Origin of the sequence: Sorangium sp. So ce321, assembly GCF_051530195.1 — a bacterium.
In the GTDB taxonomy this organism is placed as follows: domain Bacteria; phylum Myxococcota_A; class Polyangia; order Polyangiales; family Polyangiaceae; genus Sorangium.
In genome coordinates, this window is record NZ_CP150329.1 from 5,861,572 (window position 1) to 5,885,790 (window position 24,219).

20 protein-coding genes are annotated in these 24,219 nt (G+C 72.4%); 11 read left to right on the forward strand and 9 right to left on the reverse strand.

Annotated features, from left to right (window positions below; all coding sequences use genetic code 11):
* Nucleotides 1-11: 11 nt before the first annotated feature.
* The 3 genes from WME89_RS21490 to WME89_RS21500 form a co-directional block, all read right to left on the reverse strand.
* On the reverse strand, nucleotides 12-140 hold the full coding sequence (locus WME89_RS21490) for a hypothetical protein (RefSeq protein WP_436618292.1): 129 nt from the start codon (nucleotides 138-140) through the stop codon (nucleotides 12-14).
* Between the two features lie 204 nt (nucleotides 141-344).
* Nucleotides 345-1,967 carry an SBBP repeat-containing protein gene (locus WME89_RS21495; RefSeq protein WP_438010996.1) on the reverse strand — a complete coding sequence of 541 codons (1,623 nt, stop codon included), beginning with the start codon at nucleotides 1,965-1,967 and terminating at the stop codon, nucleotides 345-347.
* A gap of 126 nt (nucleotides 1,968-2,093) precedes the next feature.
* A complete protein-coding gene (locus WME89_RS21500) occupies nucleotides 2,094-2,912 on the reverse strand; it encodes an SDR family NAD(P)-dependent oxidoreductase (protein WP_437627073.1) in 819 nt (272 codons plus the stop codon).
* Nucleotides 2,913-3,335: 423 nt separating this feature from the next.
* Here WME89_RS21500 and WME89_RS21505 point away from each other — a divergent pair, with 423 nt between their 5' ends.
* The 3 genes from WME89_RS21505 to WME89_RS21515 are packed head-to-tail and all read left to right on the forward strand — an operon-like array spanning nucleotide 3,336 to nucleotide 7,309.
* On the forward strand, nucleotides 3,336-3,602 hold the full coding sequence (locus WME89_RS21505; protein ID WP_438010997.1) for a hypothetical protein: 267 nt from the start codon (nucleotides 3,336-3,338) through the stop codon (nucleotides 3,600-3,602).
* A gap of 6 nt (nucleotides 3,603-3,608) precedes the next feature.
* Entirely contained in the window at nucleotides 3,609-5,393 is a 1,785-nt protein-coding gene (gene traA, locus WME89_RS21510) for an outer membrane exchange protein TraA family protein (protein ID WP_438011955.1), read from the forward strand.
* Nucleotides 5,390-7,309: an OmpA family protein gene (locus WME89_RS21515; protein ID WP_438010998.1), complete on the forward strand. Its 1,920-nt coding sequence runs from the start codon at nucleotides 5,390-5,392 to the stop codon at nucleotides 7,307-7,309. Before traA ends, WME89_RS21515 begins: the two co-directional genes overlap by 4 nt.
* A 420-nt stretch (nucleotides 7,310-7,729) precedes the next feature.
* On the opposite strand, the gene WME89_RS21520 is transcribed toward WME89_RS21515, so the two are convergent.
* Nucleotides 7,730-8,392: a hypothetical protein gene (locus WME89_RS21520; protein ID WP_438010999.1), complete on the reverse strand. Its 663-nt coding sequence runs from the start codon at nucleotides 8,390-8,392 to the stop codon at nucleotides 7,730-7,732.
* 137 nt (nucleotides 8,393-8,529) lie between these two features.
* Between WME89_RS21520 and WME89_RS21525 the strand changes: the two genes are divergently transcribed.
* Nucleotides 8,530-9,066 carry a peptidylprolyl isomerase gene (locus tag WME89_RS21525; RefSeq protein ID WP_438011000.1) on the forward strand — a complete coding sequence of 179 codons (537 nt, stop codon included), beginning with the start codon at nucleotides 8,530-8,532 and terminating at the stop codon, nucleotides 9,064-9,066.
* Nucleotides 9,067-9,169: 103 nt separating this feature from the next.
* Nucleotides 9,170-9,655 carry a hypothetical protein gene (locus tag WME89_RS21530; protein WP_438011001.1) on the forward strand — a complete coding sequence of 162 codons (486 nt, stop codon included), beginning with the start codon at nucleotides 9,170-9,172 and terminating at the stop codon, nucleotides 9,653-9,655.
* 72 nt (nucleotides 9,656-9,727) lie between these two features.
* Here the strand turns inward: WME89_RS21530 and WME89_RS21535 are convergent, their stop codons facing one another.
* On the reverse strand, nucleotides 9,728-11,530 hold the full coding sequence (locus tag WME89_RS21535) for an ATP-binding protein (RefSeq protein WP_438011002.1): 1,803 nt from the start codon (nucleotides 11,528-11,530) through the stop codon (nucleotides 9,728-9,730).
* 123 nt (nucleotides 11,531-11,653) lie between these two features.
* On the opposite strand from WME89_RS21535, the gene WME89_RS21540 reads away from it, so the two are divergent.
* From WME89_RS21540 to WME89_RS21550, 3 genes are all read left to right on the forward strand, one after another.
* A complete protein-coding gene (locus WME89_RS21540) occupies nucleotides 11,654-12,271 on the forward strand; it encodes a DUF47 domain-containing protein (protein WP_438011003.1) in 618 nt (205 codons plus the stop codon).
* Complete coding sequence (locus tag WME89_RS21545; protein WP_437627081.1) at nucleotides 12,268-13,275, forward strand: anion permease; 1,008 nt, start codon at nucleotides 12,268-12,270, stop codon at nucleotides 13,273-13,275. Before WME89_RS21540 ends, WME89_RS21545 begins: the two co-directional genes overlap by 4 nt.
* Before the next feature lie 125 nt (nucleotides 13,276-13,400).
* Nucleotides 13,401-14,267, forward strand: coding sequence for an NmrA/HSCARG family protein (locus tag WME89_RS21550; RefSeq protein ID WP_438011004.1), 867 nt, complete (start codon nucleotides 13,401-13,403; stop codon nucleotides 14,265-14,267).
* Nucleotides 14,268-14,278: 11 nt separating this feature from the next.
* Here WME89_RS21550 and WME89_RS21555 read toward each other — a convergent pair whose 3' ends face one another.
* A complete protein-coding gene (locus WME89_RS21555; RefSeq protein WP_438011005.1) occupies nucleotides 14,279-15,478 on the reverse strand; it encodes a 6-phosphofructokinase in 1,200 nt (399 codons plus the stop codon).
* 207 nt (nucleotides 15,479-15,685) lie between these two features.
* Complete coding sequence (locus WME89_RS21560) at nucleotides 15,686-18,427, reverse strand: phosphoenolpyruvate carboxylase (protein WP_438011006.1); 2,742 nt, start codon at nucleotides 18,425-18,427, stop codon at nucleotides 15,686-15,688.
* 272 nt (nucleotides 18,428-18,699) lie between these two features.
* On the opposite strand from WME89_RS21560, the gene WME89_RS21565 reads away from it, so the two are divergent.
* Complete coding sequence (locus tag WME89_RS21565; RefSeq protein WP_438011007.1) at nucleotides 18,700-20,193, forward strand: protein kinase domain-containing protein; 1,494 nt, start codon at nucleotides 18,700-18,702, stop codon at nucleotides 20,191-20,193.
* Nucleotides 20,194-20,201: 8 nt separating this feature from the next.
* The gene (locus tag WME89_RS21570; protein ID WP_438011008.1) at nucleotides 20,202-21,113 is read left to right on the forward strand and encodes a LysR family transcriptional regulator; all 912 of its coding nucleotides are present in this window, start codon (nucleotides 20,202-20,204) and stop codon (nucleotides 21,111-21,113) included.
* 50 nt (nucleotides 21,114-21,163) lie between these two features.
* Here WME89_RS21570 and dut read toward each other — a convergent pair whose 3' ends face one another.
* A complete protein-coding gene (dut, locus tag WME89_RS21575; RefSeq protein WP_436618307.1) occupies nucleotides 21,164-21,619 on the reverse strand; it encodes a dUTP diphosphatase in 456 nt (151 codons plus the stop codon).
* Between the two features lie 17 nt (nucleotides 21,620-21,636).
* Entirely contained in the window at nucleotides 21,637-23,016 is a 1,380-nt protein-coding gene (locus WME89_RS21580; RefSeq protein WP_438011009.1) for a site-2 protease family protein, read from the reverse strand.
* A gap of 147 nt (nucleotides 23,017-23,163) precedes the next feature.
* On the opposite strand from WME89_RS21580, the gene WME89_RS21585 reads away from it, so the two are divergent.
* Nucleotides 23,164-24,051: an SGNH/GDSL hydrolase family protein gene (locus WME89_RS21585; protein WP_438011010.1), complete on the forward strand. Its 888-nt coding sequence runs from the start codon at nucleotides 23,164-23,166 to the stop codon at nucleotides 24,049-24,051.
* Nucleotides 24,052-24,219: the final 168 nt, after the last annotated feature.

A 24,219-nucleotide genomic window follows, 5' to 3' on the forward strand; every position in this document is an offset into this window, starting at 1 on the left:
GCGGGCGGCGCTCAGCGGAAGATGCCGAAGTGGCCCAGGACCCACCAGAGCAGGACGAAGATGAGGATGGTGCTGAAGCACCCGCCCCCGAGCTTCTTCGCGCCGTAACCTGCTGCAATCCCACGTAGAACCTTGCTCATCGAGTGACCTCCGGCCCCGTGTCGGGGTGTCCGGTCAGCAAAGCAACAAGGGTGCCATCTTGAGAGGGCGGACTTTGAGGCTGGAAGCCGATGGCTCCGCTCGCTTTGCGGCGGGGACGTCAGCGCGCGCGCCACACTGGGGCGTTTCGCTACGCCCCGGGGCTTCGGGCTTTGTCGAGAGCCGTCCGCCGGGGCGGTGGCTCGCTATCGGCCCAGCTTGGCGACGACGAGGTGCTGCAGGGTGCCATCATCGGTCCAGGGGAGCGGGCCCGTGCCGAAGTCGGCGTCCACTGCTTTCGTCCAGCCCGCAATAAGCGTCTCGCCGTCAGGGGAGGTCGCGATCGCGTCCAGGCTGACATGGCTACCCACGAGGCGACTCCAGAGGAGATCTTCGTCGGGGGTGATCTTCGCAACGAAGCCCTGGGTACCCGTCACTGTGAGCGGGCCGTCGCCGAAGTTGATCTGGTTGGTCGCCTCTCCAGCAACGACGATGTTGCCGGAAGTGTCGAGAGCGACTCCGCCCGCCCACTGACCGTCGTCGCCGCCGAACGCACGCACCCATCCGACGGTGCCGTCGGCCTCGAGTTGCACAACGAAGGTGTCGCTGGTGCCTGAGGCCGTCAGATGGCGGGGCCCAACGCGCAGCTCGTCCCTGAAATTCCCCGTCACGACAGGTCGCCCTGACGCGTCCAGGGCGATACCCACCATCTGCACCGACGCCGCCTCGCCCATCGTCGTGACCCAGACCGGTGCCCCGGACGGGGTCAGCTTCATGACGAAGCTGCTGTTCTCGATCTCAAACACCCCTCCGAAGTCAAGAGCTCCACTGGACCAGCCGGCGACGAAGATGTTGTTGGATCGGTCCACCGCGACGGCATTGGCACCCTGGCCATCTGTGCCGCCGAGCCGGCGCGTCCAGCAGCCCGGCGCCGTCACGAGGCCGGTCTTACCGTCGAGCTTCGCCACGATGATGTCCGAGCTGTCGTCGGGCGCGATCGGCCCCTCGCCGAGGTCGATCGCCTCGTCGAAGGATCCCACGATGATAACGTCGTCATCTGTGTCGGTCGCGGCAGCATGAATCGCGCTGTCGTTTCCGCCCCCCAGGCCCTTGCTCCAGGCGTGCTCGCCGGATGCGTCGAATCGTGCGACGAACGCGCCCTTCGGGAGCGGCCCGTCGCCGAAGTCGGTAGCCCCGCTGGTGGTGTGACCGGTCAGGACCGCATTCCCCGTGGAGCCGACGGCCAGGCCCCACGGGTTGTCCGCGGAAGAGTCTCCGAACTTCCTGGCCCACAGGGCATCTCCAGTCGGGCTCAGCTTCAGGAGCAGAGCGTCCGTGGTATCGGCCGATGCGAACGTCTCATTGCCGACGGTGATCGTACCGAAGAAAGCGGCACTGACGAATACGTTCCCTTCGGCGTCGCTTGCAACGCCCATCGGGTGGATGTTTCCCGTTTGCTCGTACGTGGTCGCCCAGACGATGCACTCCAGTCCGTCACAGTTCTCATCGTCCGCGGCATCGCATCGCTCCACCGTCGGCAGGATCTCGCCCTCGCATACGCCCCAGGTTCCATCAGCGCCGCAGGTGCGCCTCCCTTGCTGGCACGCGCCCTCGTTCCTGGTGGCTGGTGGGCCGGCGTAGCATGCGTCCGAGGCATCGAGCGTACATGTGGGAGCCTCACCCCCGAAGCCCCCTGCGCCGCCGATGCTAGCGCCGTCCGGCGGCTGATCGGTGAACTCGTCAAGGCCGAGCAGCAGCGCGCACCCGTTGGCGCACAGGCCCACGCTGACGAAAGAAGCAAGGACGTAGGATTGTGGTTGTGTTCGCATGATGCCGCGCGATCGAGAGTTACCGCAGGCGTTGCTTACGGGCGCCTGAACGGAGGCTATCATATGGGCAGAGCCGCAAGCATCGGGTGCGCAGGGCCATCGGCGCGGCGCACCGAGCTCTGCGTCCTATCCTCGAGCGCCTCCTGCCGGAGCGCCGTAGCCGAGGAGCCGGAGCCCCAGATGCGCGGCGAGCTGGCGTATGGCTCCGCGCGGCAGCACGCGAGAGAGCTGGGCCGTCGCCTTGCTCAACGCGGTCGGGACGGCGACCACGGCGCCGCGCTCGGCCGCAGCGATGCCGTAGGCCGCGCAGCCCTCGGCGGAGAGCTCGAAAGGCAGCTTCTTGCGCGGCACGCCGGGCGCGCCTGCATCGAAGATCTCCGTCGTCACCGGCCCCGGGCACAGGGCCGTCACGGTGACGCCGGTCCTGTCGAGCTCGACCGCCAGGCTCTCGGAGAACGAGAGCACGAACGCCTTGGTGGCTCCATAGACTGCATGCCCCGGGGTCGGCTGGAACGCGGCGAGCGACGCGATATTGAGCACGCGCCCACCGCCGCGCGTTACGAGGTCGGGGACGATCGCGGCGCACAGCGCGACGACGCTCTCGCAGTTGAGCCGCACCAGCATGGTTTGCGCAGCGGGATCGCCTTCCAGAAAGGGCCCGAGGCGCGTCGTGCCGGCGTTGTTGATCAGCCAGGCTGCCCCACCCAGCTCGCGCGCTCGTTCCCGCACGCGGACGCCTGCGCCCTCTGTGGTGACGTCGAGCTCGAGAGGGTGGATGGGTGCGTGCGCGGCGGCGCGCGCCCGCGCGGAGAGCTCTTCCAGGCGGTGCGCTCGCCGGCCGATGGCGAGCACCGGCTGCCCGCGCGCCGAGAGTTGCCGCGCGAGTTCTGCGCCGATGCCGGACGAGGCGCCTGTGACGATGGCGAGGCCCGAGGTTGTGGTCATGGCGCGATCCTTTAGGCTGCCTCGCCGGAGATCGCGAGCGGGCCGTTGGCCTTGGCGCACGGCCGCGCCACGGCGCTCGCCGTCGCACGGCTCGCCGCACCGCGGCACGACCGTACCGTGAGAACGCAGCGCGTGCGTCATGCGGCGCCGGCGCCAGAATTGGCGCGGCACGTCGTTCTCGTGGCGTTCTCGTCACAACAGCCCGTACCGTCCCGCGCGGCGCGGTCGATCGCCCGCGCGGTCCGCCGGCCGTCCCACGGGCAAGGAGCATCGGGGTGGTAGAGGACTGTCGCCCTACATCGGAGCGCGCGTTCGCCGCCTTCCTCTTGCAGATCGCTACGCGCAGCGGGTAGTCTCTGGAGCGTGCTTCCCACTTCGGGTGCTGAGGACCCGCGAGCGATGCGAAGGACCCGCGAGCGAGCCATGCGCATTCGATGTATCACTCTTGCGACGGCGGCCCTGTCTGCGCTGCTGTCGTCGCCCCTGCATGCGCAGGAGAAGCCAAAGCCGCGGCCGGTCGCCGTTTCAGAGCCAGTCCTGGAGCAATTGCCGGAGGCCGAGGGCACCGGCCTCTGCGCCGCCTCGGCGATCTCGACCAGTCCAGCAGGCGATTTCCTGCCCGACTTCACGGAGGAGGCCAATGAGTTCATCGATACTCACAGCGCGGATCGCCTTGAATACGTCATTTGAACCCTCCTGGATCTTAGCAACAACAACACCGCTGGCGACGCAGCTAACCCGCGGAGTTACGGCGACTTCAGGCGCCTGTCTCCGGCTTGCGGGGTCGGCGGCTGCAGCTTCCCGTGGGATGACCGTCCCAATTATACGTCGATCGCCTTTGGCTCCCGTCTTCGAGGGTTCCTGACCGTCACCGAAGAGCTCGCGGGGAAGCCGGTCCACTTCGGCTTGTACGCCGATGATGCAGTGAGCCTCACCTTCTTCGACAAGAACGCCGGCGCGAGGTCAGTCCTGATCCAACCGCCGGAGCTCGGGCTGCCGGTTTGGCGTCTCTCGAATACTGTCACGTTCGCGAAGCCAGGCCTGTATCCGATCGAGGTCCTCTATGCGGAGGTCGCCGAGCACGCGGCGCTCGAGATGTCGTATTTCATAGGAGAGTTCGAGGACTTCCATCGCGCCGCGGACGTGGACCCTGTCGTGAAGCTCAACGAGGCCGGCTTCACCGTCTTCGAGCCAACCCAGTTCTTCCAGACGCTGAGCGGCTCGCCGTCTTTTCCCGATGTCGATCAGTGCCAGCAGTGCGAGCGCCAGTTCGTTGGCCACGCCGGCAACAACGGCTGTCCCGACAGCTACTACTGCAACGAGGCCGCCCTCTGCGCGCCGTGCGACACCGCGTTCTTCTGCGGCGAGTCCTGCTCGCCGTGCCTCGGTGACAAGCAGTTCTGCATCAACCTGGACGGCAGGAGCCAGTGCGCCGAGTGCCGCAGCGACGCCGACTGCCGCGAGGGCTTCAGCTGCGATCCCGAGACGCACGTCTGCAACGAGTGCAACGTCGACCCGGACTGCCCGCGCGGCGAGATCTGCATCGAGCACACGTGCACGCCGTGCGACACGCCCGATCGGTGCGCCGGCAACTCGTGCAACTGCTGTCCGAACGGGGTCAACGGCACGCAGATGGACTGCGCGGCGGTCGAGCCGGGCGGGATCGAGATGTGCGTCGAGTGCATCACCGACGCGCAGTGCCCCGACGGCAAGCGGTGCCACACGCCGACAGGCCACTGCGTCGACGCCATCCCGGAGAACGCGCAGCCGGACTGCTGCGGCGAGGGCTGCGTCGACTGCATGCGCCCCGAGGACCCGAACGACCCGCAGACGCCCCCGGTGCCGTTCTGCCTGCCCGGCCCCGTCGGGACGGCGTGCGCCGCGTGCCGCAATGACATGGATTGCGCCGAGGGCCAGTACTGCCTGAGCGGCGAGTGCAAGGAGTGCGTGAAGGACCGGCGCTGCGGGCTGCGCTGCGACAGCTGCGGCGAGGACACGCCGTTCTGCTTCGGCCAGTTCGCCGAGAACGCGGTCTGCGTGCGCTGCACCTCGGACGAGCAGTGCGCCGGCACCACCTGCGACCCCGAGACGCACGAGTGCGATCCGGGCTGCATGGCGACGTGCGGCGAGGCCACCCCGTACTGCGACGGCGAGAAGTGCGTCGAGTGCTACGCCGACACCCAGTGTCCCTGCGGCAACACCTGCGACCTCGCGACGAACACGTGCGACATCTCCTGCAAGTCGAACGTGGACTGCCTCGGCAACGAGCACTGCCGCTGGACCGACGAGGCGGACGCCAAGGAGTGCGCCCTCGGTCCGATGCCGGACAATGTCGCGTGCGGCGGCACCCTCGCCGAGATCTGCAGCGTCTCGGTCGTCGGCCAGAAGGGCGCCAGTCCTCGGGCCACCGCGCTCCTCACGCTCGCGATGCTGGCCCTGCTCGAACGCCAGCGCCGCCGGCGCAGCGGAGGTGCGTCGTGAGGAAGCGCTCGCTCCTCCTCCTCCCGCTCCTGGCGCTCTCCGCGCTGCTCGCCGAGAGCCCCGCGCTCGCCGAGGAAGGGCGCTTCGACGCCCAGGTCTTCCGCCCGTCGGCCGCGCCGCGCGACCTCGTGATGGTCCAGAAGTCCGAGGTCATCGGGGACCTCTCGCCGACCGTCGGCCTCTACAGCGATATAGCGGCCGATCCGCTCGTGCTCTTCCTCGCGGGCGACGACACGAAGCAGTCGGTCAACGCGATCACCGGGCGGCTCGAGCTCGCCCTCCTCGCGGGCATCGGCTTCTTCGACGTGTTCGACGTCACGATGACCATGCCGCTCATCCTCTTCCAGGAGGGCGGCAACCTCCGCCGGTTCGGCACCGAGGGGTCGGTCAAGAGCACCACCGTCGGCGATCTGCGCCTCTCCACGAAGATCTCGCTCCCGTACCTGAACCGGAAGGAGCAGGTGAAGGAGGGGTTCGGGATGGCGATCGCCGGCAACCTCAACTTCCCCACGGGCGATCAGAACGCGTTCGCCAGCGACGGCGCGCTGAGCGGCGGCGCGACGCTCATCGGCGACTACCGGTTCAACTTCGGGCTGATCCTCGCCGCGAACGCCGGCATCTGGCTGCGGCCCGACAACCAGTTCGCGGGCGTGCGCGTCGGCGACATGGCGCAGTTCGGCGTGGCGGCCGAGCAGTACGTCGTGCAGCGCTGGGGCCTGTCGGTCATCGGCGAGGTGTACGGCTACCCGTCGCTCACGAGCTACCCCGACGATCCCGGGCAGATCCCCGCGGAGGCGCTCCTCGGGCTGCGCTGGCAGACGAAGCACGGCATCACGATCACGTTCGGCGGCAGCTTCGGCGCGGCATGCGGCTTCGGCGCGCCCGCGATCCGCTTCTTCAACGTCATCACGTGGCAGCCGAAGACCTCCCAGGAGCAGGAGGAGATCAACCGGCTGCAGGAGCGCGACAACGACGATCCGGATCGCGACGGCCTCATCGGCGCCGCGGATCGCTGCCCCGACGTGCCCGGCAGCCCCGAGAACTTCGGCTGTCCGGACCTGGACACGGACGGCGACGGCTTCTTCGATCGCGACGACCAGTGCCCGGACAAGCCCGCCGGCCCGCACGGGAAGAACGGCTGCCCGCTCGCCTTCGTCAAGGGCGACGAGATCGTGATCACCGAGCAGGTCCACTTCGCGACCGACAGGGACATCATCCTCGAGGACTCGAATCCGACCCTCGAGGCGGTCGCGCAGGTGCTGATCGACAACCCCGAGATCCGCGAGGTGCGGATCGAGGGCCACACCGACGTGCGCGCGACCGACGTCTACAACCTGGCCCTGTCCCAGCGCCGCGTGGCGAGCGTGATGGCGTACCTGATCGCGAAGGGCGTCGACCCGTCACGCCTGCAGGCCAAGGGGTACGGGCACACGCAGCCGATCTACGACGACGCGGGCTGCGTCGGGCCGGACGATCAGCTCTCGCCCGACTGCCAGTTCATGACGTCGAAGAACAGGCGCGTTGTCTTCCGCATCCTGCGCTATGGCAACGCGGCGCCGAAGCCGCTCACCGGCGCGCCCGAGGGGAGCGAGCAGATCCTGCCGTCGGGCGGGGTGCTGCCGCAGAAGACGCAGGGGACGCTGCCGACGCAGGGGACGCTGCCGGGGCAGGGGGTTCTGAAGTCGAACGTGCTGCCGAGCGGGGGCTCCCTCCTTCCGCCGGCCGGTGGCGTGCCCGGAGGCGCGGCGCCGCTGCCGAACCGGGGCGACGCGAGCGGGCTTCCGAGCGGGTCGAGCGTGCTGCCGAGATCCGGCAGCCCCGCGCCGGCCCCGGCGCCTTCCTCGTCGGCCCAGCCGCCTGCGCCTGCGCCGGGTCAGCCGCCACGGAAGGGCGCTGCGCCAGGGGGGGCTCGCTAGGGGGTTCGCCTTCGTGGAGGGAGGTTGTGCCGAGACGATCGGCCCTCGGAGAGGCTGTTCGTCGCGCGGCGCGGGGGCCCCGCCGAACTCGCCTGAGACAATGCTCCCCCGGCTTCGCCGGAGGAGCATTGTATTTGGGGCTCAGACATCGGCCCTCCCCGCGCCGCGCGACGAACAGCCTCTCCGAGGGCCTACGGCTTCAAATACCGGCCTTTCCTGCGCGACGAACAGCCTCTCCGAGGCCTACGGCTTCAAATACCGGCCTTTCCTGCGCGACGAACAGCCTCTCCGAGGCCTACGGCCTCAGAAACGATCGCTGTCCGAGGTGAGGAGCGGGGCAGGTCGAGAGATGCTACAGCAGCACGGATGACGGAGAGCCTTTTGAGGCCCTCCGTGCCTCCAAGGGTCGAACCCCTGCGCCTACTTCTTCGGCGCGGGCTTGACGGGGGCGGCGGGGGTCGAGGGCTTGGCCGACGAGGGCGGCGTGGCCGACGAGGCCGGGGTGGCCGACGAGGGCGGCGTGGCCGATGACGGCTTGGCCGAGGTGGCCGCGCCAGGCGACGAGGGCTTCGCCCCGGGCTTGCCAGGCTTGCCCGGAGGGGCCGGCGCCGCAGGGGCGTCGTCGTACGGCTCGTCGGACGCAGGCGCAGGCTGATCCGCAGGAGGCGCCTCGGGCTCGGGGGGCTGCGCCGACTCGGCAGGCTTATTCGCCGGATGCAGCGTCAGCGGCTTCGCCTCCCCATCCGTGCGGCGGACCCAGATCACCGCCGTCCCGCTCGCGACGCTCGCATAGCGGCCGTCCTCGGTGCGGATCTCCTCGTTCACCGCCTCGATGACAGCATCCCCGCCCACCGCGCACGCGGCCTTGCGCAGCGACTCGAGGCGCTCCGCCTCCGTCCGGGCCTCCGGATCGCTCGCGATGGGCTGAAGGCGATGGTACTCGCGATCGGGCAGCTGGCCCGCCGGCACGACGTACATGTCGCTGCAGAACTCACCGGAAGGGGTGCGTTTGTCTCGGAAGGCGGTGCTGCAAGCGGAGATCAGCGCGGCACCCAGTGCCGCCGAGAGGAGGAGGCGCTGCATGTTGCCTTCTTACCAGCGATGCGACGGATGATGCAAACCCCGCGCGCCACGGACGGCGCTGACCCGCAAGGCAGGCGTCCTCCGGCAGGCGGACCACCACCTCCCTGTCGGCCGGACGCGCGCCATGTTCCGATCCCGTGAACCCCTGGCTATTCTCGCGCGTCATGCGCCCGCCCGAACGACTCGTCCGTCTCGCCGCTCTCGGCGCGGCGCTCGCCGCCGCATGCGGCGCACCCCAGCCGCCGCCACCCGCGCCGCCGGACGTCGCCGCCCCCGCCGAGGCAAGCGACCCGAGCGCGGCCGCGTGCCTCGCCGCCGCCAGCGCGAAGCGGGAGGCCCGCGCCGGGGAGCCCGCGCGCATCGGCGTGAAGCACGTCCTCGTCCGCCACGCCGGCGCCGAGCGCGCCGAGGGCGCGACGCGCACGCGCGAGGAGGCGTGCCTGCGCGCGATGGAGGCGCGCGACAAGATCCGGGGCGGCGCCGATTTCGCGGAGGTGGTCGCAGCGTACAGCGAAGAGGCGGGCGCGACGTCGCGCGGCGGCTCCCTCGGCACGATCGAGCGCGCCGACGTCCTGCCGCCGTTCGCCGACGCGGCGTTCGAGCTCGACATCCACCAGCTCAGCGATGTCGTCGAGACTCGTTATGGATTCCACGTGATCTTCAGGACGGAATAACGCTCACGCTCCTGCCGACAGCAGCGCTCGTGTCGGAGCGCTCTTCAGACCTCCACCCCGCGCGAGGGTTGCGTTCTCGGCGGAGGCGCAGCATGAAGCACCCATGCGACCCCACCAGCTCTTCGCTGCCTTCACCGTGATGATCGCCTCGCCAGCGCTGCTGATCGCGGCCTGCAAGTCCAGCGACGATCCCGAGGAGGTCGCCCCCGCGCCGGGCGACGTCACCGCGCCGACCGCGACGGCGCCGCTGCCCGCGGCGACCGGGACCGTGCCGCCCGCGACGCCGACCCCGGCGGCGCCCCCAGCGACCGCCAAGGCGACCCCGGCGCAGCCCGCCGCGGCAGGCACCAAGGCGGACGCGGGCGCGGGCGCGACCCCGGACGCCGGCGCGACCGATGGTGGCACCGCGACCACGCCCGACGCGGGCGCGATCGCCGGCAAGCTCGCGGCATGCGCCTCCAAGTGTCAGTCGATCCTCCAGACCTGCCTCACGCCGAAGTTCCCCGCTGACGGCGGCCTGCCGAAGCTCGACGATCCGACGGCGTGTCAGAAGTCCTTCGACACGTGCCGCACCGCCTGCGCGATGTAGCTCCGGCCGCCAGAGGTCAATCCATGGGTGGCGCGCGGATCCGCGCGCCACGAGCCTCCACGCCGCCCCCGGCTACCTCTGCTGAGCGCCGGCCGCCGCGCCCGGCAGCGTCACGCGGAAGAGCGCGCCGCCGGCCGCCCCGTTCGTCACGATGATGTCGCCGCTCATCGCCTCGACGAGGTGCTTCGCGATCGACAGGCCCAGCCCGGTCCCTCCCGACGCGCGGGAGCGCCCCGGATCGACCCGGTAGAACCGCTCGAAGACGCGGCCTTGGTGCACCGGGGGGATGCCCGGGCCGTTGTCCTCGACCTCGAGGACGACGCGCCCGTTCGCGGCCCTCGCGCGCACGACGACGCGCGAGCCGTCCGGCGTGTGGTGGATCGCGTTGTCGACGAGGTTGGTCAGGACCTGGTCGAGCGCGCGCGCGTCCGCGGCGACGAGCGTGCCCGGCGTGACGTCGACCTTCACCTCGGTCCGCTTGTCCCGCGCGCGCTCGCGCAGGAGCGCCACCGCCGCCTCGGCCTGCGCCGCGAGGTCGACCGCGCCCTGCGACAGCGGCCGCTCGCGGCCGTCGATGCGCGACAGGTCGAGCAGATCGTTCACGAGCCGGTGCAGCCGGGCCGCGTTGCGCTCGATCACCTCGACGAAATCGCGCGCCGCCTCCGGGTCGTCCAGCGCGCCGCCGAGCAGCGTCTCGCTGCTCGCACGGATCGAAGCGACCGGCGTCCGGAGCTCGTGCGACGCGTTGGCGATGAAGTTGCGCTGCAGCCCCTCGATGCGCCGCAGCTCCGTCACGTCGAAGAAGACGGCGACGACCCCCGCCGCGCCGCGGCTCTGGGCCGGCAGCGCGAGCGGCGCCGCGTTCACGACGAGGATCCGGCGCCCCGGGGGCCCCGCAGAGCCCGGCGTCGCGGGCGCGATCTCGATCTCGCGCGTGGCCGCCGCGCGCGCGAGCGCCACCTCCTCGATGAGCTCGTGCAGGCTCGCGGAGCGGAGCACCTCGATGGGCGGGCGCCCGACCGCGTCCCCGCGGATGCCGAGCAGCTGCGAGAGCGCCGGGTTCACCAGCGCGATGTCGCCCTCTTCGTCGATGACGAGCACGCCCTCGCGCATCGACTCGAGCACCGCGCCGAAGCGCTCGCCCTCGCCCCCGAGCTCGCGCCGCGAGTGCTCCAGGCTCTCGGCGAGGTCGTCCAGCGCGCTGCCGAGCGCGGCGATCTCGTCGCGCCCCTGGACGCGCGCGCGCCGGCTCAGGTCGCCGCGCATCTCGCGCGCGACGCCGGTCAGGTACACGAGCCGCCCGGAGAGCGCGCGCGACCCGAGGAGCGCCGCGCTCACGGCGAGCGCGAGGGCGAGGAGCGTGCCCTGCACGACGCGCGCGCGGGCGGCGGACAGGCTGCGATCGATCGCGATCGGCTCGAACGCGAGCCGCACGACCCACGGCCCGTCCGGCCGATCGAGCCGCCGCGCGGCGTAGAGCATCCGCATCTGCGTCGTCTTGCTCACGCGCTCGCTGCGGCCGGCGCCGTGGTGCCGCGCGTCGGCGACCTCGTCGCGCGTCGCGTGCGCCTCGAGCTCCACGAGCCGCTCCGGCGCGACCGACGAGTCGCCCCGCACCACGCCGCTCGGATCGATGAGCGTGACGCGCGCTCCGGCGCGCTCCGACAGCGCCGCCGCGAGCGCCGCCGCCTCGGCCGCGAGGTCGCCCGCCCTCGCGACCGTCGCGGAGACGAGCTCCGTGCGCACGGCGAGCTCGGCCTCCGTCTGCTCCCCGAGCTCGGCCCCGAGCGTCTTCATGACGTAGCCGTCGAACACCACCGCCGCGAGGACCGCGATCCCCACGGTGAACGCGATTAGCTTGCTTCGGATACCCATGTCACCCGCGCGCCGAGCTCCGGTCGCGCGCGGCCGGAGCGAAGGTGACAATGTTACATGGTTCCGTCTGCTTCGTGAGGACTCGTTGACGTGATGCGGGGAGACGGCTAAACGCCGGACCCCATGGGACTTACCCGTGATGCGGTCTTCTTCGACGCGCTGGCGAACCATGCGCAACGGAGCGTGGCCGCGAGCGAGCTCCTCCTGGAGATGCTCGACCGGCTCGACGACGCCCCGACGTACGCGAAGAAGATCTCCGACCTCGAGGACGAGGCCGACAAGATCACCCACGAGTGCCTGGCGGCGCTCCACCAGACGTGGATCACACCGCTCGATCGCGAGGAGATCCATGCCCTGATCACCCGGCTGGACGACGTGCTCGACTGCATCGAGGCGGCGAGCGTGAGGCTCGTGATCTTCGAGATCGACGGCGCCCTGCCGGAGGCGCGGCAGCTCGCGCAGGCGGTGGTCGACTCGTGCACCGTCATGAGCACGGCCGTCCAGTCGCTCCGGGACCTGAAGCGGCAGCCGAACCTCCTCGAGCTCTGCGTCGAGATCAACAAGCTGGAGAACACGGCGGACGGCCACTACCGCACCGCCCTGGCGGCGCTCTTCAAGAAGGGGAACGACCCGCTCCTCGTGATGAAGTGGCGCGACATCTATGACCTTCTTGAGAACGCGACGGACCGCTGCGAGGACGTCGCGAACATCATCGAAGGCATCGTGCTCGAGCACGCATGACCACCTACATCATCGTCATCGTCGCGATCGCGCTGGTGTTTGACTACATCAACGGCTTTCACGACGCCGCGAACTCGATCGCGACCATCGTCTCGACGCGCGTGCTGTCGCCGCGCAGCGCGGTGCTCTGGGCGGCGGTCTTCAACTTCATCGCGTTCGCGCTGTTCGAGCCCACGGTCGCGCGCAACATCGCGAAGGGCGTCGAGCCGGCGTTCATCACCCCGAACGTCATCCTGGGCAGCCTGCTCGGCGCGATCCTCTGGAACCTGCTCACCTGGTGGTGGGGGCTGCCGTCGTCCTCGTCGCACGCGCTGATGGGCGGGTTCGCGGGGGCCGCGGTGAGGAGCGCGGGGCGGCTCTCGGTGCTCGACGCGACGGTCTTCGGCAAGACAGCGGCGTTCATCCTTGTGTCGCCCCTGCTCGGCGCCATCATCGGGTTCTCGCTCATGCACGCGATCAAGCTGCTCGCGCGGAACTGGACCCCGGGGAAGGTGGGCTCCCGGTTCCGCCGGCTGCAGCTGCTCTCCGCCGCCGCCTACTCGCTCGGGCACGGCGGCAACGACGCCCAGAAGACGATGGGCATCATCACGGCGCTCCTCATCTCCGCGGGCTTCCAGGACGGCGGCCACGACCCGAAGCCGATGCTCTGGGTCGTGCTCGTCTGCCACGCCGCGATGGGCCTCGGCACGCTCTCCGGCGGCTGGCGCATCGTGAAGACGATGGGCATGAAGATCACGAAGCTCAAGCCGGTGGGCGGCTTCGCGGCCGAGACCGCCGGCGCGGCGACGCTGTTCAGCGCCACGGCGCTCGGCATCCCCGTGAGCACGACCCACACGATCACGGGCGCCATCGTCGGCGTCGGCGGCGCGAGCGGCCGCCTCTCCACCGTCCGCTGGGGCGTCGCTGGCCGCATCGTCTGGGCCTGGATCTTCACGATCCCCGCCTCCGCCATCCTCTCCGCGATCATCTACACCGTCGCGAGCGCCATCAGCGGCAGGCCCTGACCGCGCGGCGCCGCCGCGCGATCACCGCGGACAGCGCCGCCAGCGCGCGACCGAGCGCGGCGCTCGCGCCCGCGCGCGCCGCGAGGGGCTTACGGTGCGCGCGGCGGCTCCCCATAGCGCGCCGCATGCGGGTGCTCGTGACGGGGGCGACGGGGGCGCAGGGCGGGGCGGTCGCGCGGTCTCTGCTCGCCCGCGGCCACCGCGTGCGCGCCCTCGTCTGCAGGTCCGACCCCGCCGCGGCGCGCCTCATCGATCTCGGGGCCGAGGTCGCGCAGGGCAGCTTCGACGAGCCGCTCTCGATCGCGCGCGCGGCGGCCGGCGTCGACGCGGTCGTCGCCATGGGCGCGCCGATCGAGCGCGGCGCCGACGCCGAGGTGCGGCAGGGGCTCGCGGTCGCCGAGGCGGTCAAGGCCGCCGGCGGGGCGCACCTCGTCTATGCGTCGGTCGCGGGCGCCGACCGGGGCACGGGCGTCCCGCACCTCGAGGGCAAGGCGACCGTCGAGCGGTACATCGCCGCGCTCGGCGTGCCGTGCACGATCCTCGGGCCGGTCTACCTCATGGAAAACCTGCTCTCGCCCGCGTCGCTCTTCGCCCTCCGGCGCGGCGTGTACGCCGTCCCGCTCCCCGAGGGCTGCCCGCTCCAGCAGCTCGCGACGGACGACATGGCGCGGTTCGCGGCGCTCGTGCTCGAGCGCCGACGCGACTTCCTCGGGCGCCGGATCGAGCTCGCCTCCGACGAGCTCACGGGCGCCGAGGCCACGGCGGCGCTCTCCCGCGTGGCCGGCCGCGAGATCCGCTACGCCGAGGTGCCGATCGGCGAGGTGCGCGCCCGCAGCGAGGACCTCGCTGACCTGTTCCGCTGGCTCGCGCGCGGCGGCCCCGGCGTCGACCTCGCGGCGCTCCACGCCGCCAGGCCGGAGGTCGGGTGGCGGCGGTTCGAGGGCTGGGCGCGCGAGCACCTCGCGGGCGCGCTCACCCGCGCGGTCGCGTGAGCCGGCGCGCCTCAGCCGGCCGGCGAGGGCGCGCGGCTCGGCCGTTGGGGCGCGAGGCTGATGAAGTGGTCGAGGATCCAGGTCTTGAAGCGCGCCAGATCCAGCCGATCGAGCAGCGGCAGGAAGGCGCGCTCGACGCCGTCCTCGCGGCGTATGGAGGCGAAATCCAGCACGCCGACGTCGTTCGCGGCGAGCACGTACGGCATCACCTCGGTCTTGCCCTCGTCGAAGGCCGACAGGAGCAGCGACGCCTTGAGGAACGCGGCCGAGACGTCGAGGAAGGCCGGGCGGATGCCGCGGATATACCGGCTGAACGGCTCGGCGATGACGCGCTTGTCGGGCGTGTCGCGGAGCCCCGCGCCCTCGAGCTGCTGCTTCAGGAACACGCTCGCCGACACGCCGGGGTGCTCCTTGCGGCGGCGCTCGGCCTCGTAGCCCTCGGCGACGATGACGAGCGCGTAGTCGGCGCGCCCGAGGCCCTCGGCGAGCTCGGCCAGCACGTCCTGGGGGAAGCGGAAGAAGGGGAGCACGATGAGGTGCGCCCGGGCCGCCACCGCGCAGTGCAGCGCGTGCCGCCCGCTGCGGTTGCCCATCATCTCGAGGATGTAGATGCGCTTGTGCGTATAGGCGTCCTCGTAGAGCCCGCGCGCGATGTTGGCGCCCGTCTCCACGCCGGAAAGGAAGCCGATCGCGCGGTCGCCCTCCAGGTCGTTGTCGATCGAGACGTTGACGAAGCCGGCCTGCGGGCGCACCTCGAACTCGTCGAGCCACGCCTTGATGCCCTCGAACGTGCCGTTGCCGCCGACGCAGATGAGGTGCGTGAACCCCTGCTCCTTGAACGTCACGGCGGCCTGCTTGCGCCGCTCGCGATCGAGGAAGCCGGTGTAGCGCTCGCTCCGGAAATCGCTGCCGGCGTCGAGCACGCGCCGGCCCATCGAGCGCGCCGGGATGCCCTGCGCGAGCAGGGAGTAGCGCTGGCGGCGGCTCATGATGAGGCGCTCGAACTGGGGCTGGGCGCGCGCGTCCGCGGTCAGGGAGCGGAAGCCCTCGGTCGCGGCCCACACCTCGAAGCCTCGTCGCGCCGCCTCCTCGGTCAGCGCGACAGCGACCGAGGAGTAGCCGGGGGCATTGCCGCCGTCGAAGACGAGCAGCAGGCGCTTGTCCGATGCCGGGAGGGTGTCGGGACGTCCGAACTCGACGATACTGGTCATGGCGCCGGCCTTCTACCACGCGACGCCAAGGTTGGCCGAGCGATTGTCACGCGTTCGATGCGGTCTCCAGACGACGCCTGGCGTTGAGCGACCGTGCCGCGCGGCGTTGGACGAAGGCGCTGTGTCGCGCGGCGTTGCGCGGCCCCGGGGCGCTGGACGAGGACGCCGCGTCGCGCGGCGTTGAGCGAAGGCGACGCGGCGACGAGATCAGCCCGTGTTGCGCATGCCGGCGGCGATGCCGTTCAGCGTGAGCAGGAGCGACCGATCACGCCCGGAGTCACCTCCGCGGCTCGCCCGCAGGAGCTCGACTTGCAGGAATGAAAGGGGGTCGACGTAGGGGTTGCGCAGCGAGATGGACCGCTGGAGCGTCGGGTTGCCCTCGAGCAGCCGCCGGTTGCCGGTGAGCCGCTTGAGCCACGACCGCGTCAGCCGGTACTCCGCGATGATCCGCGGCGCGACCGCCTTGCGCGCGGCGGACGGCGCGAGCTCGGCGTACCCCGCGAAGATCGTCATGTCGGCCTTCGCGAGCACCATCTCCACGTTGTCGATGACCGCCCGGAAGAACGGCCACGACGCCATCATCTCCTTCAGCAGCTCCGCGCCCTCGGGCCGCTGGCCCATCGCCTCGAGGCCGCTGCCGACGCCGTACCATCCGGGGAGGATGGCCCGGTTCTGCGTCCACGCGAAGACCCACGGGATCGCGCGCAGCGACTCCAGGCCGCCCGCGCGCCGCTTGCTCGGGCGCGAGCCGAGCGGCAGCCGCGCGATCTCGTCGATCGGGGTCACCGCCGTGAAGAACTCCACGAACCTGGGCTCCTCCCAGACGAGCTCTCGGTAGACGCGCCGCCCCGTCTCCGCGAGCTCATCGAACGCCGCGGAGTAGCGCAGCTCGGAGGCGGCCGGCGGCCGCGGCTGCGCGCCCAGCGTGTGGAGGATGACGCCGCTCAGCATGAGCTCCAGCGTGCGCATCGCGAGCTCGGGGCGGGCGTACTTGTGGTCGAGCGCCTCGCCCTGCTCCGTCGCCTTGTAGCGGCCGCCGACGCTGCCGGCCGGCAGCGCGAGCAGCGCCTGGTGCGCCGGGCCGCCGCCGCGCGCCACCGACTCGCCGCGGCCGTGGAAGACGCGGAGCGGCAGCTCCGCCTCCGCGGCGATCTTCGGCAGCGTCTCCTGCACGCGCCGGAGCGCCGCGCTCGCCGCGAGCAGGCCGACCTCCTTGCCCGAGTCGCTGTAGCCGATCATCACCTCCTGCACGCCGCGGGCGAGGACGTGCGGGCGATACTCCGGGTGCGCGAGCAGCGCGCGCAGGATCCTCGCGCTGTCGTTCAGCGCGCCGAGCGTCTCGAACAGCGGGACCACGTCGAGGCGCGCGCACGAGCGCGCCTCGTCCCACAGCCCGGCCGCCTTGGCGCAAGCGAGCGCGGCGAGGATGTCGTTCTCGCTCTGCGTCATCGACAGCACGAGCGTGCGGCACGACGACTCGCCGCTGTCGCGCTGCGCGGCGGCGATGCGCTGGAGCGCCTCGAAGACGCGGCGCGCCTCGGGCGACATCTGCGCCGGCTCGACGCGGCCCTCCGCGACCGCGGCCGCCGCGGCGCGCGCGTCCTCGGCCGGGGCGCGCATCTCGAGCTCCGCGAGCGCGAAGCCGAGCGCGCGCACCTGCATGAGCAGGGCGCGGGCGCGCCGCTCGCCCGAGCGCGCGCAGCCCGCGGCGAGGAGGCTGTCGGCGACGAGCGCGAGGTCGCGCTCCAGCTCCGAGGGCTCGCGGTAGGGGACCGCGAGCGTCGGCTCCTCGGGGCGCACGAAGGCGCGCCCCTCGAGCGCGGGCCCCTGCCCGGAGCGCGCGCGGGCCTCCGCGCGGCCGTGCTCCGCGTGCTCGAGCGTCGCGGTGAGGCGCGCCTCGATGAAGCGCAGCTTGCGGCGCCACGGCTCGCCCTCGGTGCGCGGGCCGAAGTGCGCGGCCGCCTCGGGCATCGCCGCGGCGTCCTCCTCGATCGAGGCGATGAACCAGGGCGGCGGCGTGACGTGCCGGAGCGACTGCGAGAGCGCGCCGCCGAGCTCGCGCGCCGCCCGGACGAGCCGGCGCAGGCCCCGGATGCGGTAGGCGAAGAGCGCGTCCTCGAGGACGGCGGGCAGGACGAGCGGGTTGCCGTCCATGTCGGCGCCGACCCACGAGTGGATGCGGAGCGGCACGAACTCGGCGTCGAGCGGCTCGCCGTACGCGGCCTCGAACGCGCGCCCGATCGCGGCGGGGAGCTCCGGGAGCAGGTCCCAGAGGATCTCCTCGATGTACCAGGCGACGTTCTTCACCTCGTCGCCGACCGTGGGGCGGTCGCGCCGCACCTCGTCGGTCTGCCAGACCGCGGTGATCTCCTCGCGGATCTCGGCGAGCCTGCTCGCCGACTCGTCCGGCGTGAGGTGGCAGCGGTCGCGCTCCTCGAGGTTCTTCGCGATGCGGTAGAGCTTCTCGAGGACGGTGCGCCGCGCGGCCTCGGTCGGGTGCGCGGTGAGGGTGAGGGTGACGTCGAGCGACCGGAGCGCGGCGCGCACGCGCTCCGCGGGCACGCCGGCCTCCTTGAGCGTGCGCATCGCGGCCTCGAGCGAGCCGCGCTGCGGGCGCGCGCCGGGGTCCCTCGCGTAGGCGCGCGCGCGGCGGATGCGGTGGTGCTGCTCCGCGAGGTTGACGAGCCGGAAGTAGACCGTGAACGCGCGGATGACAGGCTCGATGCGGTCGTGTGGCAAGGTCGCGAGCAGCTTGCTGAGCTCCGCGGACGCATGCGCGCGCCCCTCGCTGGGGCCGCGACGGCGGCGGATGGCGAGCGTGCGGATGCGCTCCTCGAGCGCGAAGAGCTCTTCACCCTCCTGCTCGATCAGAACTTCACCGAGCAAGCGGCCAAGCAGGCGAACTTCTTTGCGAAGAGGTCGATCGACCTCGCGGCGACGCGGCGGCATGACGGCGAGCCTAGCGCGACGCGGCGTGAAACGGACCACCGAGTGTGGCCCGGGCGGACGGTCGGGGCGCATCCCGGGGTGGGGGCGCCCCTGAAGGGCAGCCCGGGCGCCCGGCGCCGGGGGGCGAGGGGGCGCCGGAGGCCGAGGGGGCGGCGCAGCGCGGGCGGGCGCCTCTGGCCTCTTGACTGGAGCGAGGTGGTCGTGGGTGGGTGGCAGGACCGCGTCCCCGGGACCCTTTCGAAGCTCCGTGGAGCTCGTGTACCCTCGGACGAATGGCCGAAGACGTCTTCGGGATCGTCGGCACGACCCAGGGGGCGTTCAAGGTGGAGCGGGTCGTCGCCGAAGGAGGGTTCGGCGTCGTGTACCGGGCGCACCACGAGGCCTTCCGGGCGCCTGTCGCGCTCAAGTGCCTCAAGGTCCCGGGGACGCTGCCCGAGCAGCTGCGCGCGCAGTTCCTCGACAAGTTCCGCGAGGAGGCGGAGCTCCTGTTCCGCCTCTCGGCCGCGATCCCGGCCGTCGTCCGGCCGCTGCACCACGACGTGATCTCGACCGCGACCGGCGTCTTCGTGCCGTTCATCGCGCTGGAGTGGCTCGAGGGCGGCACGCTCGCGAGCCACATCGCCGCCCGCGCGGCGCAGCGGCTGCCGCCGCTCTCGCCGGGCGAGGCGATCCGGCTGCTGACCCCGGTGGCGCGGGCGCTCGAGGCGGCGCACCACTTCCCCGGGGCGGGCGGCCCCATGTGCGTGGTGCACCGCGATCTCAAGCCGGCGAACATCTTCCTCGCCCAGATCCACGGCGCCGAGGTCGTGAAGATCCTCGACTTCGGGATCGCCCGCGCCCGCGACGCCGCGACGGTCATGGCCGGGCAGACCGCCACCACGTCGGGCGGCCTCTCGACGGCGTTCACGCCAGCGTACGGCGCGCCCGAGCAGTGGGCGCCGAAGCGCTTCGGCAAGACCGGCCCCTGGACGGACGTCTGGGGGCTCGCGGTCACCGTGGTCGAGGCGCTCGCCGGCCGCGAGATCATCGCCGGCGATCACGTCGCGATGATGGGCACGGTGCTCGACGAGAAGCGCCGCCCCACGCCGCGGAGCGAGGGCGTGCTCGTGCCCGACGCGCTGGAGGGCGTCTTCCGGCGGGCGCTCGCGGTGGACCCGCGCGATCGCTACCGTGACGTCGGGGCGTTCTGGGACGAGGTCGAGCAGGCGCTCGGCCTGCCGCGGAGCTCGCCGCCGATCGCGCTGCCTGGCCGGAGCCTCGCGCCGCCGGCAGCCCGCTCCCGTACCTCGGTCGCGCCCGCGGCGCCGCGGTCCACGCGCGCGCTGCGCGTCGCGGGCGCAGGCCTGACCGCGCCCGCGGCGCTCGCGGACATGGCGACGCAGGAGATCGACCTGCCCGAGCGCGGCGGCGGCCGTCTCCCGCCGCACAGCCTGCCCACCGAGCCCGTCGTGCCGCTCGCGCTCGACTGGTCCCCCCCGGCGCCCGCGCTCGGCGCGCGGCCGTCCCGCATGCCGCCCCCGCTGATGGACCGCCCGCCCGCGCGCCACAGCCTGAGCGCGGCGGAGCTCATGGAGATGTTCGCCTTGCCGGTGCGGCTCGCGGGCGCGGGCGTCGTCATCACGCTGCTCGATCTCGGGGCCGCGTCGCTGCTCTTCGACGGCCAGCGCCTCGGCGTGGGCCCGGTCCGGATCCTTCACGTCGCGGTGGCCCTCGTCGTCCTCGGGATCGGGATCGCCGTGTTCCGGCTGTTCGCGTCGGAGCGCTAGCGCGGCGCATGGCGGCGAGATCGCAGGACCTCGGCGACGCGCGGTGGGACGACGTGCGCATCTTCCTCGCCGTCCACCGGCACGGGAGCCTGGGCCAGGCTGGCGCGCGGCTCGGCCTCGACACGTCGACGATGAGCCGCCGCCTGACGGCGCTCGAGACAGCGCTCGGCGCGCGCCTCTTCGATCGGACGCGCGAGGGGCTCGTCCCCACGCGCATCGCGGAGCTCGTGCTGCCGGCGGCCGAGGCGATGGAGGCGGCGCACCGGCGCCTCGCGCGCGACGCGTCGGGCGCCGAGGCGGACGCGGAGGGCGTCGTCCGCCTGAGCGTCGCCCCGGGGGAGGCGGACGTGTTCGTCGTGCCCGCGCTGGTGCGCCTCCGCGCGCGCCACCCGAGGATCCGGATCGAGCTGGACGCGTCCGCGCGCGTGGTCGATCTCACCCGGCACGAGGCGGACGTCGCCCTCCGCTCGGTCCGGCCGGAGGGCGCCGACCTCGTCGTGACGAAGCTCGGGTCGGCGCGCTGGGTCGCCGCGGCCTCGAGGCAGCTCGTGAAGGACTCCGGGCGCTTGGCGTCGTGGGACGCCGTGCCGTGGATCGCCTGGGACCGCGACCTCGCCAGCTTCCCGGCGGCGCGCTGGCTCGCGCGCCACGCCCCCGGGGCGGACATCGCGCTGCGCACGAGCTTCTTCCTGTCGCAGCTCACCGCCGCCGAGAACGGGCTCGGCGCGCTGCTGGTCCCCGAGCCGCACATGAACGCGCGCGCGCTCGCGCCGCTGCGGTTCGCGGGCGCGCTCGAGGCGAGCGCGGCGGAGTGGCCGATCGACGATCTCTGGCTGGTCGGGCACCGCGCGCTGCGCGACGTCCCCCGCGTGGCCGCGGTGTGGAACTTCCTGATCGAGGAGCTCAGGCCGGCGCCGTGAGCCGGCCCGCGGCGCGCGCGGCAAGGTGCGTGCGGCGGGCTGCGGCTGGCTTACGGCTCCCTGCGCACGCCGGTCGAGCCGTAGCCGCCCGCGCCGCGCGCGGTCGGCGCGAGCTCGGGGACGAGGACCACGTCGGCGAGCGCGACCGGGCAGATCACGAGCTGCGCGATCCTGTCGCCCCGGCGCACGGTGAACGGCTCGGCGCCGAGGTTGATCAGGACGACCTTGATCTCCCCGCGGTAGTCCGGGTCGATCGTGCCCGGGGTGTTGAGCACGGTGACGCCATGGTGGAGCGCGAGCCCCGAGCGGGGTCGCACCTGCCCCTCGTGGCCGTCGGGCAGGGCGACGGCGTAGCCCGTGGGCAGGAGCTTCCGCTCCCCGGGCGCGAGCGTCACCGGCGCGTCGACGGCGGCGCAGAGGTCGAGCCCGACGGCTCCCTCGGACTGGTAGGCGGGCGGCGGGACCTCGATCGGCCCCACGCGAAGGAAAGGCACCTGGATGCGCACGCGCCGAGCCTAGCCCGTCACGGGCGCGGCAGCACCGCCTCGAGCTCGGCGCCCCGGAGCGCCTCGAGCGCCGAGTCCGACCACGCCCGCGTCCGATCCGAGAAGCCGGCCTCCACCGCGCGCCGGAGCAGCTCGATGGCCCGGTCCCGGTTCCCGTCCTTGGCGCTCGCGCGCGCCGCGCCGTAGGCGTCCTCGCTCAGGCCCGCGCGGCGGAAGATCGCCTCGTAGAGCCGCGCCGACCAGTCGAACGCGCCGCGCTCGAACGCGATCTCCGCCATCCTCCGCGCGTCGTCCTCCGAGAGCTGCTCCACGATGTCGAGCGCGACCGCCGCCGCCCGCGCGATGTCGCCCTGCTCGACGAGCACCCGGATCAGCGGGCCCGCGACCTCCTTCCGGTCGTCGCCGGCCTCGCGGGCGGCCTCGAGCACCTTGCGCGCCTGCTTCAGCTCGCCGAGGGCGAGGTGCACCGCGCCGACCAGCGCCGGGTCCGGATCGCCGTGCTTGCGCGCCTGCGCGATCGACTCTCCCGCGGGCTTCGCGTCGCCGAGGAGCAGGTGCGACCACCCGATGAGCTCGTGCGCCTCCCGGAGCGCGCCCTTCGGCGGCGCCGGAGACTGCGCGAGCACCTCGTTCGCGAGGGCCATCGCCTCGCTCGTCCGCTCTTCCTCGACCGCCCTTCGCGCCCGCTGCAGCAGGGCCGCCGTCTCGGGCGGCACCGGCTCGTCTTGGAGCGCGGCGCGCCGGCGGTTCATGGCGGGCGACGGCGCCTCCGGCTCGCTGCGGAACCGCTGAAGGCTCTGGAACGCGGACATGACGAGGATGAACGAGAAGAAGAAGAACCCCGCGCGCAGGAAGAAGATGGCGAGGAGCACGGCGGCCACGCCCGAGATCGCCGCCGTCAGCCGGGCTCGCCGCGGTCCGAGCGCGTGCTCCAGGACGTGGCCGCCGTCGAACGGGAGCACGGGGATCAGGTTGAGGACGCCCCACGCCACGTTGACCTGGATGAGCATCTCCATCCCGCTGAGCAACATCGGCGGGAGGGCGTAGAGCGCCGGGACATAACGCAGCAGGAGGTGCAGGATGCCGGCGACGAAGAAGCCGGCGAAGGGGCCGGCCAGGCTGATCACCACGTGCTGGAGCCGCCCGAGGGGCAGGAGCGACCGCCACGTCGTGGTTCCCCCCATGAAGTGCAGCGTGATCTCCGGCTCGACCCGGTGGCGCTTGATGGCGAGCGCGTGGCCGAACTCGTGCATCAGGACCGACAGGAAGACCACGAGGATCCACACGACGAACAGCTGGTATTGTTCCCTGGCCACGATCCCGTACCCGAGCAGCGCGGCGGAGAGCCAGAACCCGAGCTGGACGTCGACCGAGACTCCAAACAGACGGAAGCTCATGCGCATTTCATAAGGCCTGCGGGCCGTCTGCTCAATGATTGCCGTGCGGACGCTGCCTGCCCTAGAGTGCGCCGCGCGACCTTCCGCGCGGCCGTGTGCGCCCCTGGCGCCTGCGGCGGCGGGCCTGGCGCCATCGGCGGAGCGAGCATGGGCAGGGAGATCCGGGTCAGGAGATGGGCGCTCGTCGGGCTGGCGGCGGCGGGCATGGCGTGCGGCGGCGGCGCGCCGGCGCCCGGGCCGCGCGTCGCGTCAGCGCCCGTGGGGCTGCCGCCGGCCGGGGCCGAGCCGCCGGCCGCCGGCCTTCCGGGGGCTGCCGCCTCGCCCGCGCCGTCCGAGGCTGCCGCCGCGGCGCGTGGACCCGACGACCGCGCGCCGCCGGCGTTCACGGTGCCGCCCAACACGGCGGTCCTCCACGTCGGCGACTCGTTCGCGCTGGCGGGCTTCGCGCAGGCGCTCCGCCCGCGGATGCAGGCGCTCCGCGTGCGCTACGCGGTGAAGGCGGAGACCAGCTCGTACACGGTGACGTGGGCGTCCAGGATGGAGCTCCTTGTCGCGAACTACCAGCCGGACCTCGTGATCATCAGCCTCGGCGCGAACGAGGTCGAGAACGTCAACCCCCCGGCCCACGCCGGCGCGGTCCGGCGCATCATCAAGGCGATCGGCGGCCGTCCGTGCGTGTGGGTCTCCCCACCGCTCTGGCGCAAGGACACCGGGATCATCGACGTGATCCGGACGAACTCGTCCCCGTGCCGCTTCTTCGACTCCGACGCGCTCGTCCCCGGCCCGCTCCCGCGGCAGAAGGACAAGATCCACCCGAACGAGGAGGGCGGAGCCCGCTGGGCCGATGCCTTCTGGAGCTGGCTCACGGCGGAGCATCTCCCCCCCGGCGAGGACGGGGGCGACCTCACGGCGAAGCGGAGCCCCTGGGCGCTCAGGCCTCCCCCGCCGGAGGAGCACCGCTCCCGCGCCGAGGCCGCGGAGGGCGCGCTCCAGCTCGGGGGTCCGGTGTCGGCGCGGGGAGCGGAGCGGCTCTGACGTAGAGGGCCAAGGGGATCGGCTTCGGGCGTCTCCCGTCTCCGTCTCCCGTCTCCGTCTCCGTCTCCGTCTCCGTCTCCGTCTCCGTCTCCCGTCTCCCGTCTCCGTCTCCCGTGTCCGTGCGCGTGCGCGTGCGCGTGCGCGTACCCGAATCAGAGCGATCACGCG

What these genes read in the sequence shown, in the direction of transcription:
- WME89_RS21505 (WP_438010997.1), top strand. Translation starts at nt 3,336, where the DNA reads ATGCGCATTCGATGTATCACTCTTGCGACGGCGGCCCTGTCTGCGCTG.
- WME89_RS21490 (WP_436618292.1), bottom strand. Translation starts at nt 140, where the DNA reads ATGAGCAAGGTTCTACGTGGGATTGCAGCAGGTTACGGCGCGAAGAAG.
- WME89_RS21565 (WP_438011007.1), top strand. Translation starts at nt 18,700, where the DNA reads ATGGCCGAAGACGTCTTCGGGATCGTCGGCACGACCCAGGGGGCGTTC.
- WME89_RS21500 (WP_437627073.1), bottom strand. Translation starts at nt 2,912, where the DNA reads ATGACCACAACCTCGGGCCTCGCCATCGTCACAGGCGCCTCGTCCGGC.
- WME89_RS21550 (WP_438011004.1), top strand. Translation starts at nt 13,401, where the DNA reads ATGCGGGTGCTCGTGACGGGGGCGACGGGGGCGCAGGGCGGGGCGGTC.
- WME89_RS21530 (WP_438011001.1), top strand. Translation starts at nt 9,170, where the DNA reads ATGCGACCCCACCAGCTCTTCGCTGCCTTCACCGTGATGATCGCCTCG.
- WME89_RS21560 (WP_438011006.1), bottom strand. Translation starts at nt 18,427, where the DNA reads ATGCCGCCGCGTCGCCGCGAGGTCGATCGACCTCTTCGCAAAGAAGTT.
- WME89_RS21535 (WP_438011002.1), bottom strand. Translation starts at nt 11,530, where the DNA reads ATGGGTATCCGAAGCAAGCTAATCGCGTTCACCGTGGGGATCGCGGTC.
- WME89_RS21540 (WP_438011003.1), top strand. Translation starts at nt 11,654, where the DNA reads ATGGGACTTACCCGTGATGCGGTCTTCTTCGACGCGCTGGCGAACCAT.
- WME89_RS21570 (WP_438011008.1), top strand. Translation starts at nt 20,202, where the DNA reads ATGGCGGCGAGATCGCAGGACCTCGGCGACGCGCGGTGGGACGACGTG.
- WME89_RS21580 (WP_438011009.1), bottom strand. Translation starts at nt 23,016, where the DNA reads ATGAGCTTCCGTCTGTTTGGAGTCTCGGTCGACGTCCAGCTCGGGTTC.
- WME89_RS21555 (WP_438011005.1), bottom strand. Translation starts at nt 15,478, where the DNA reads ATGACCAGTATCGTCGAGTTCGGACGTCCCGACACCCTCCCGGCATCG.
- WME89_RS21585 (WP_438011010.1), top strand. Translation starts at nt 23,164, where the DNA reads ATGGGCAGGGAGATCCGGGTCAGGAGATGGGCGCTCGTCGGGCTGGCG.
- WME89_RS21520 (WP_438010999.1), bottom strand. Translation starts at nt 8,392, where the DNA reads ATGCAGCGCCTCCTCCTCTCGGCGGCACTGGGTGCCGCGCTGATCTCC.
- WME89_RS21545 (WP_437627081.1), top strand. Translation starts at nt 12,268, where the DNA reads ATGACCACCTACATCATCGTCATCGTCGCGATCGCGCTGGTGTTTGAC.
- WME89_RS21495 (WP_438010996.1), bottom strand. Translation starts at nt 1,967, where the DNA reads ATGCGAACACAACCACAATCCTACGTCCTTGCTTCTTTCGTCAGCGTG.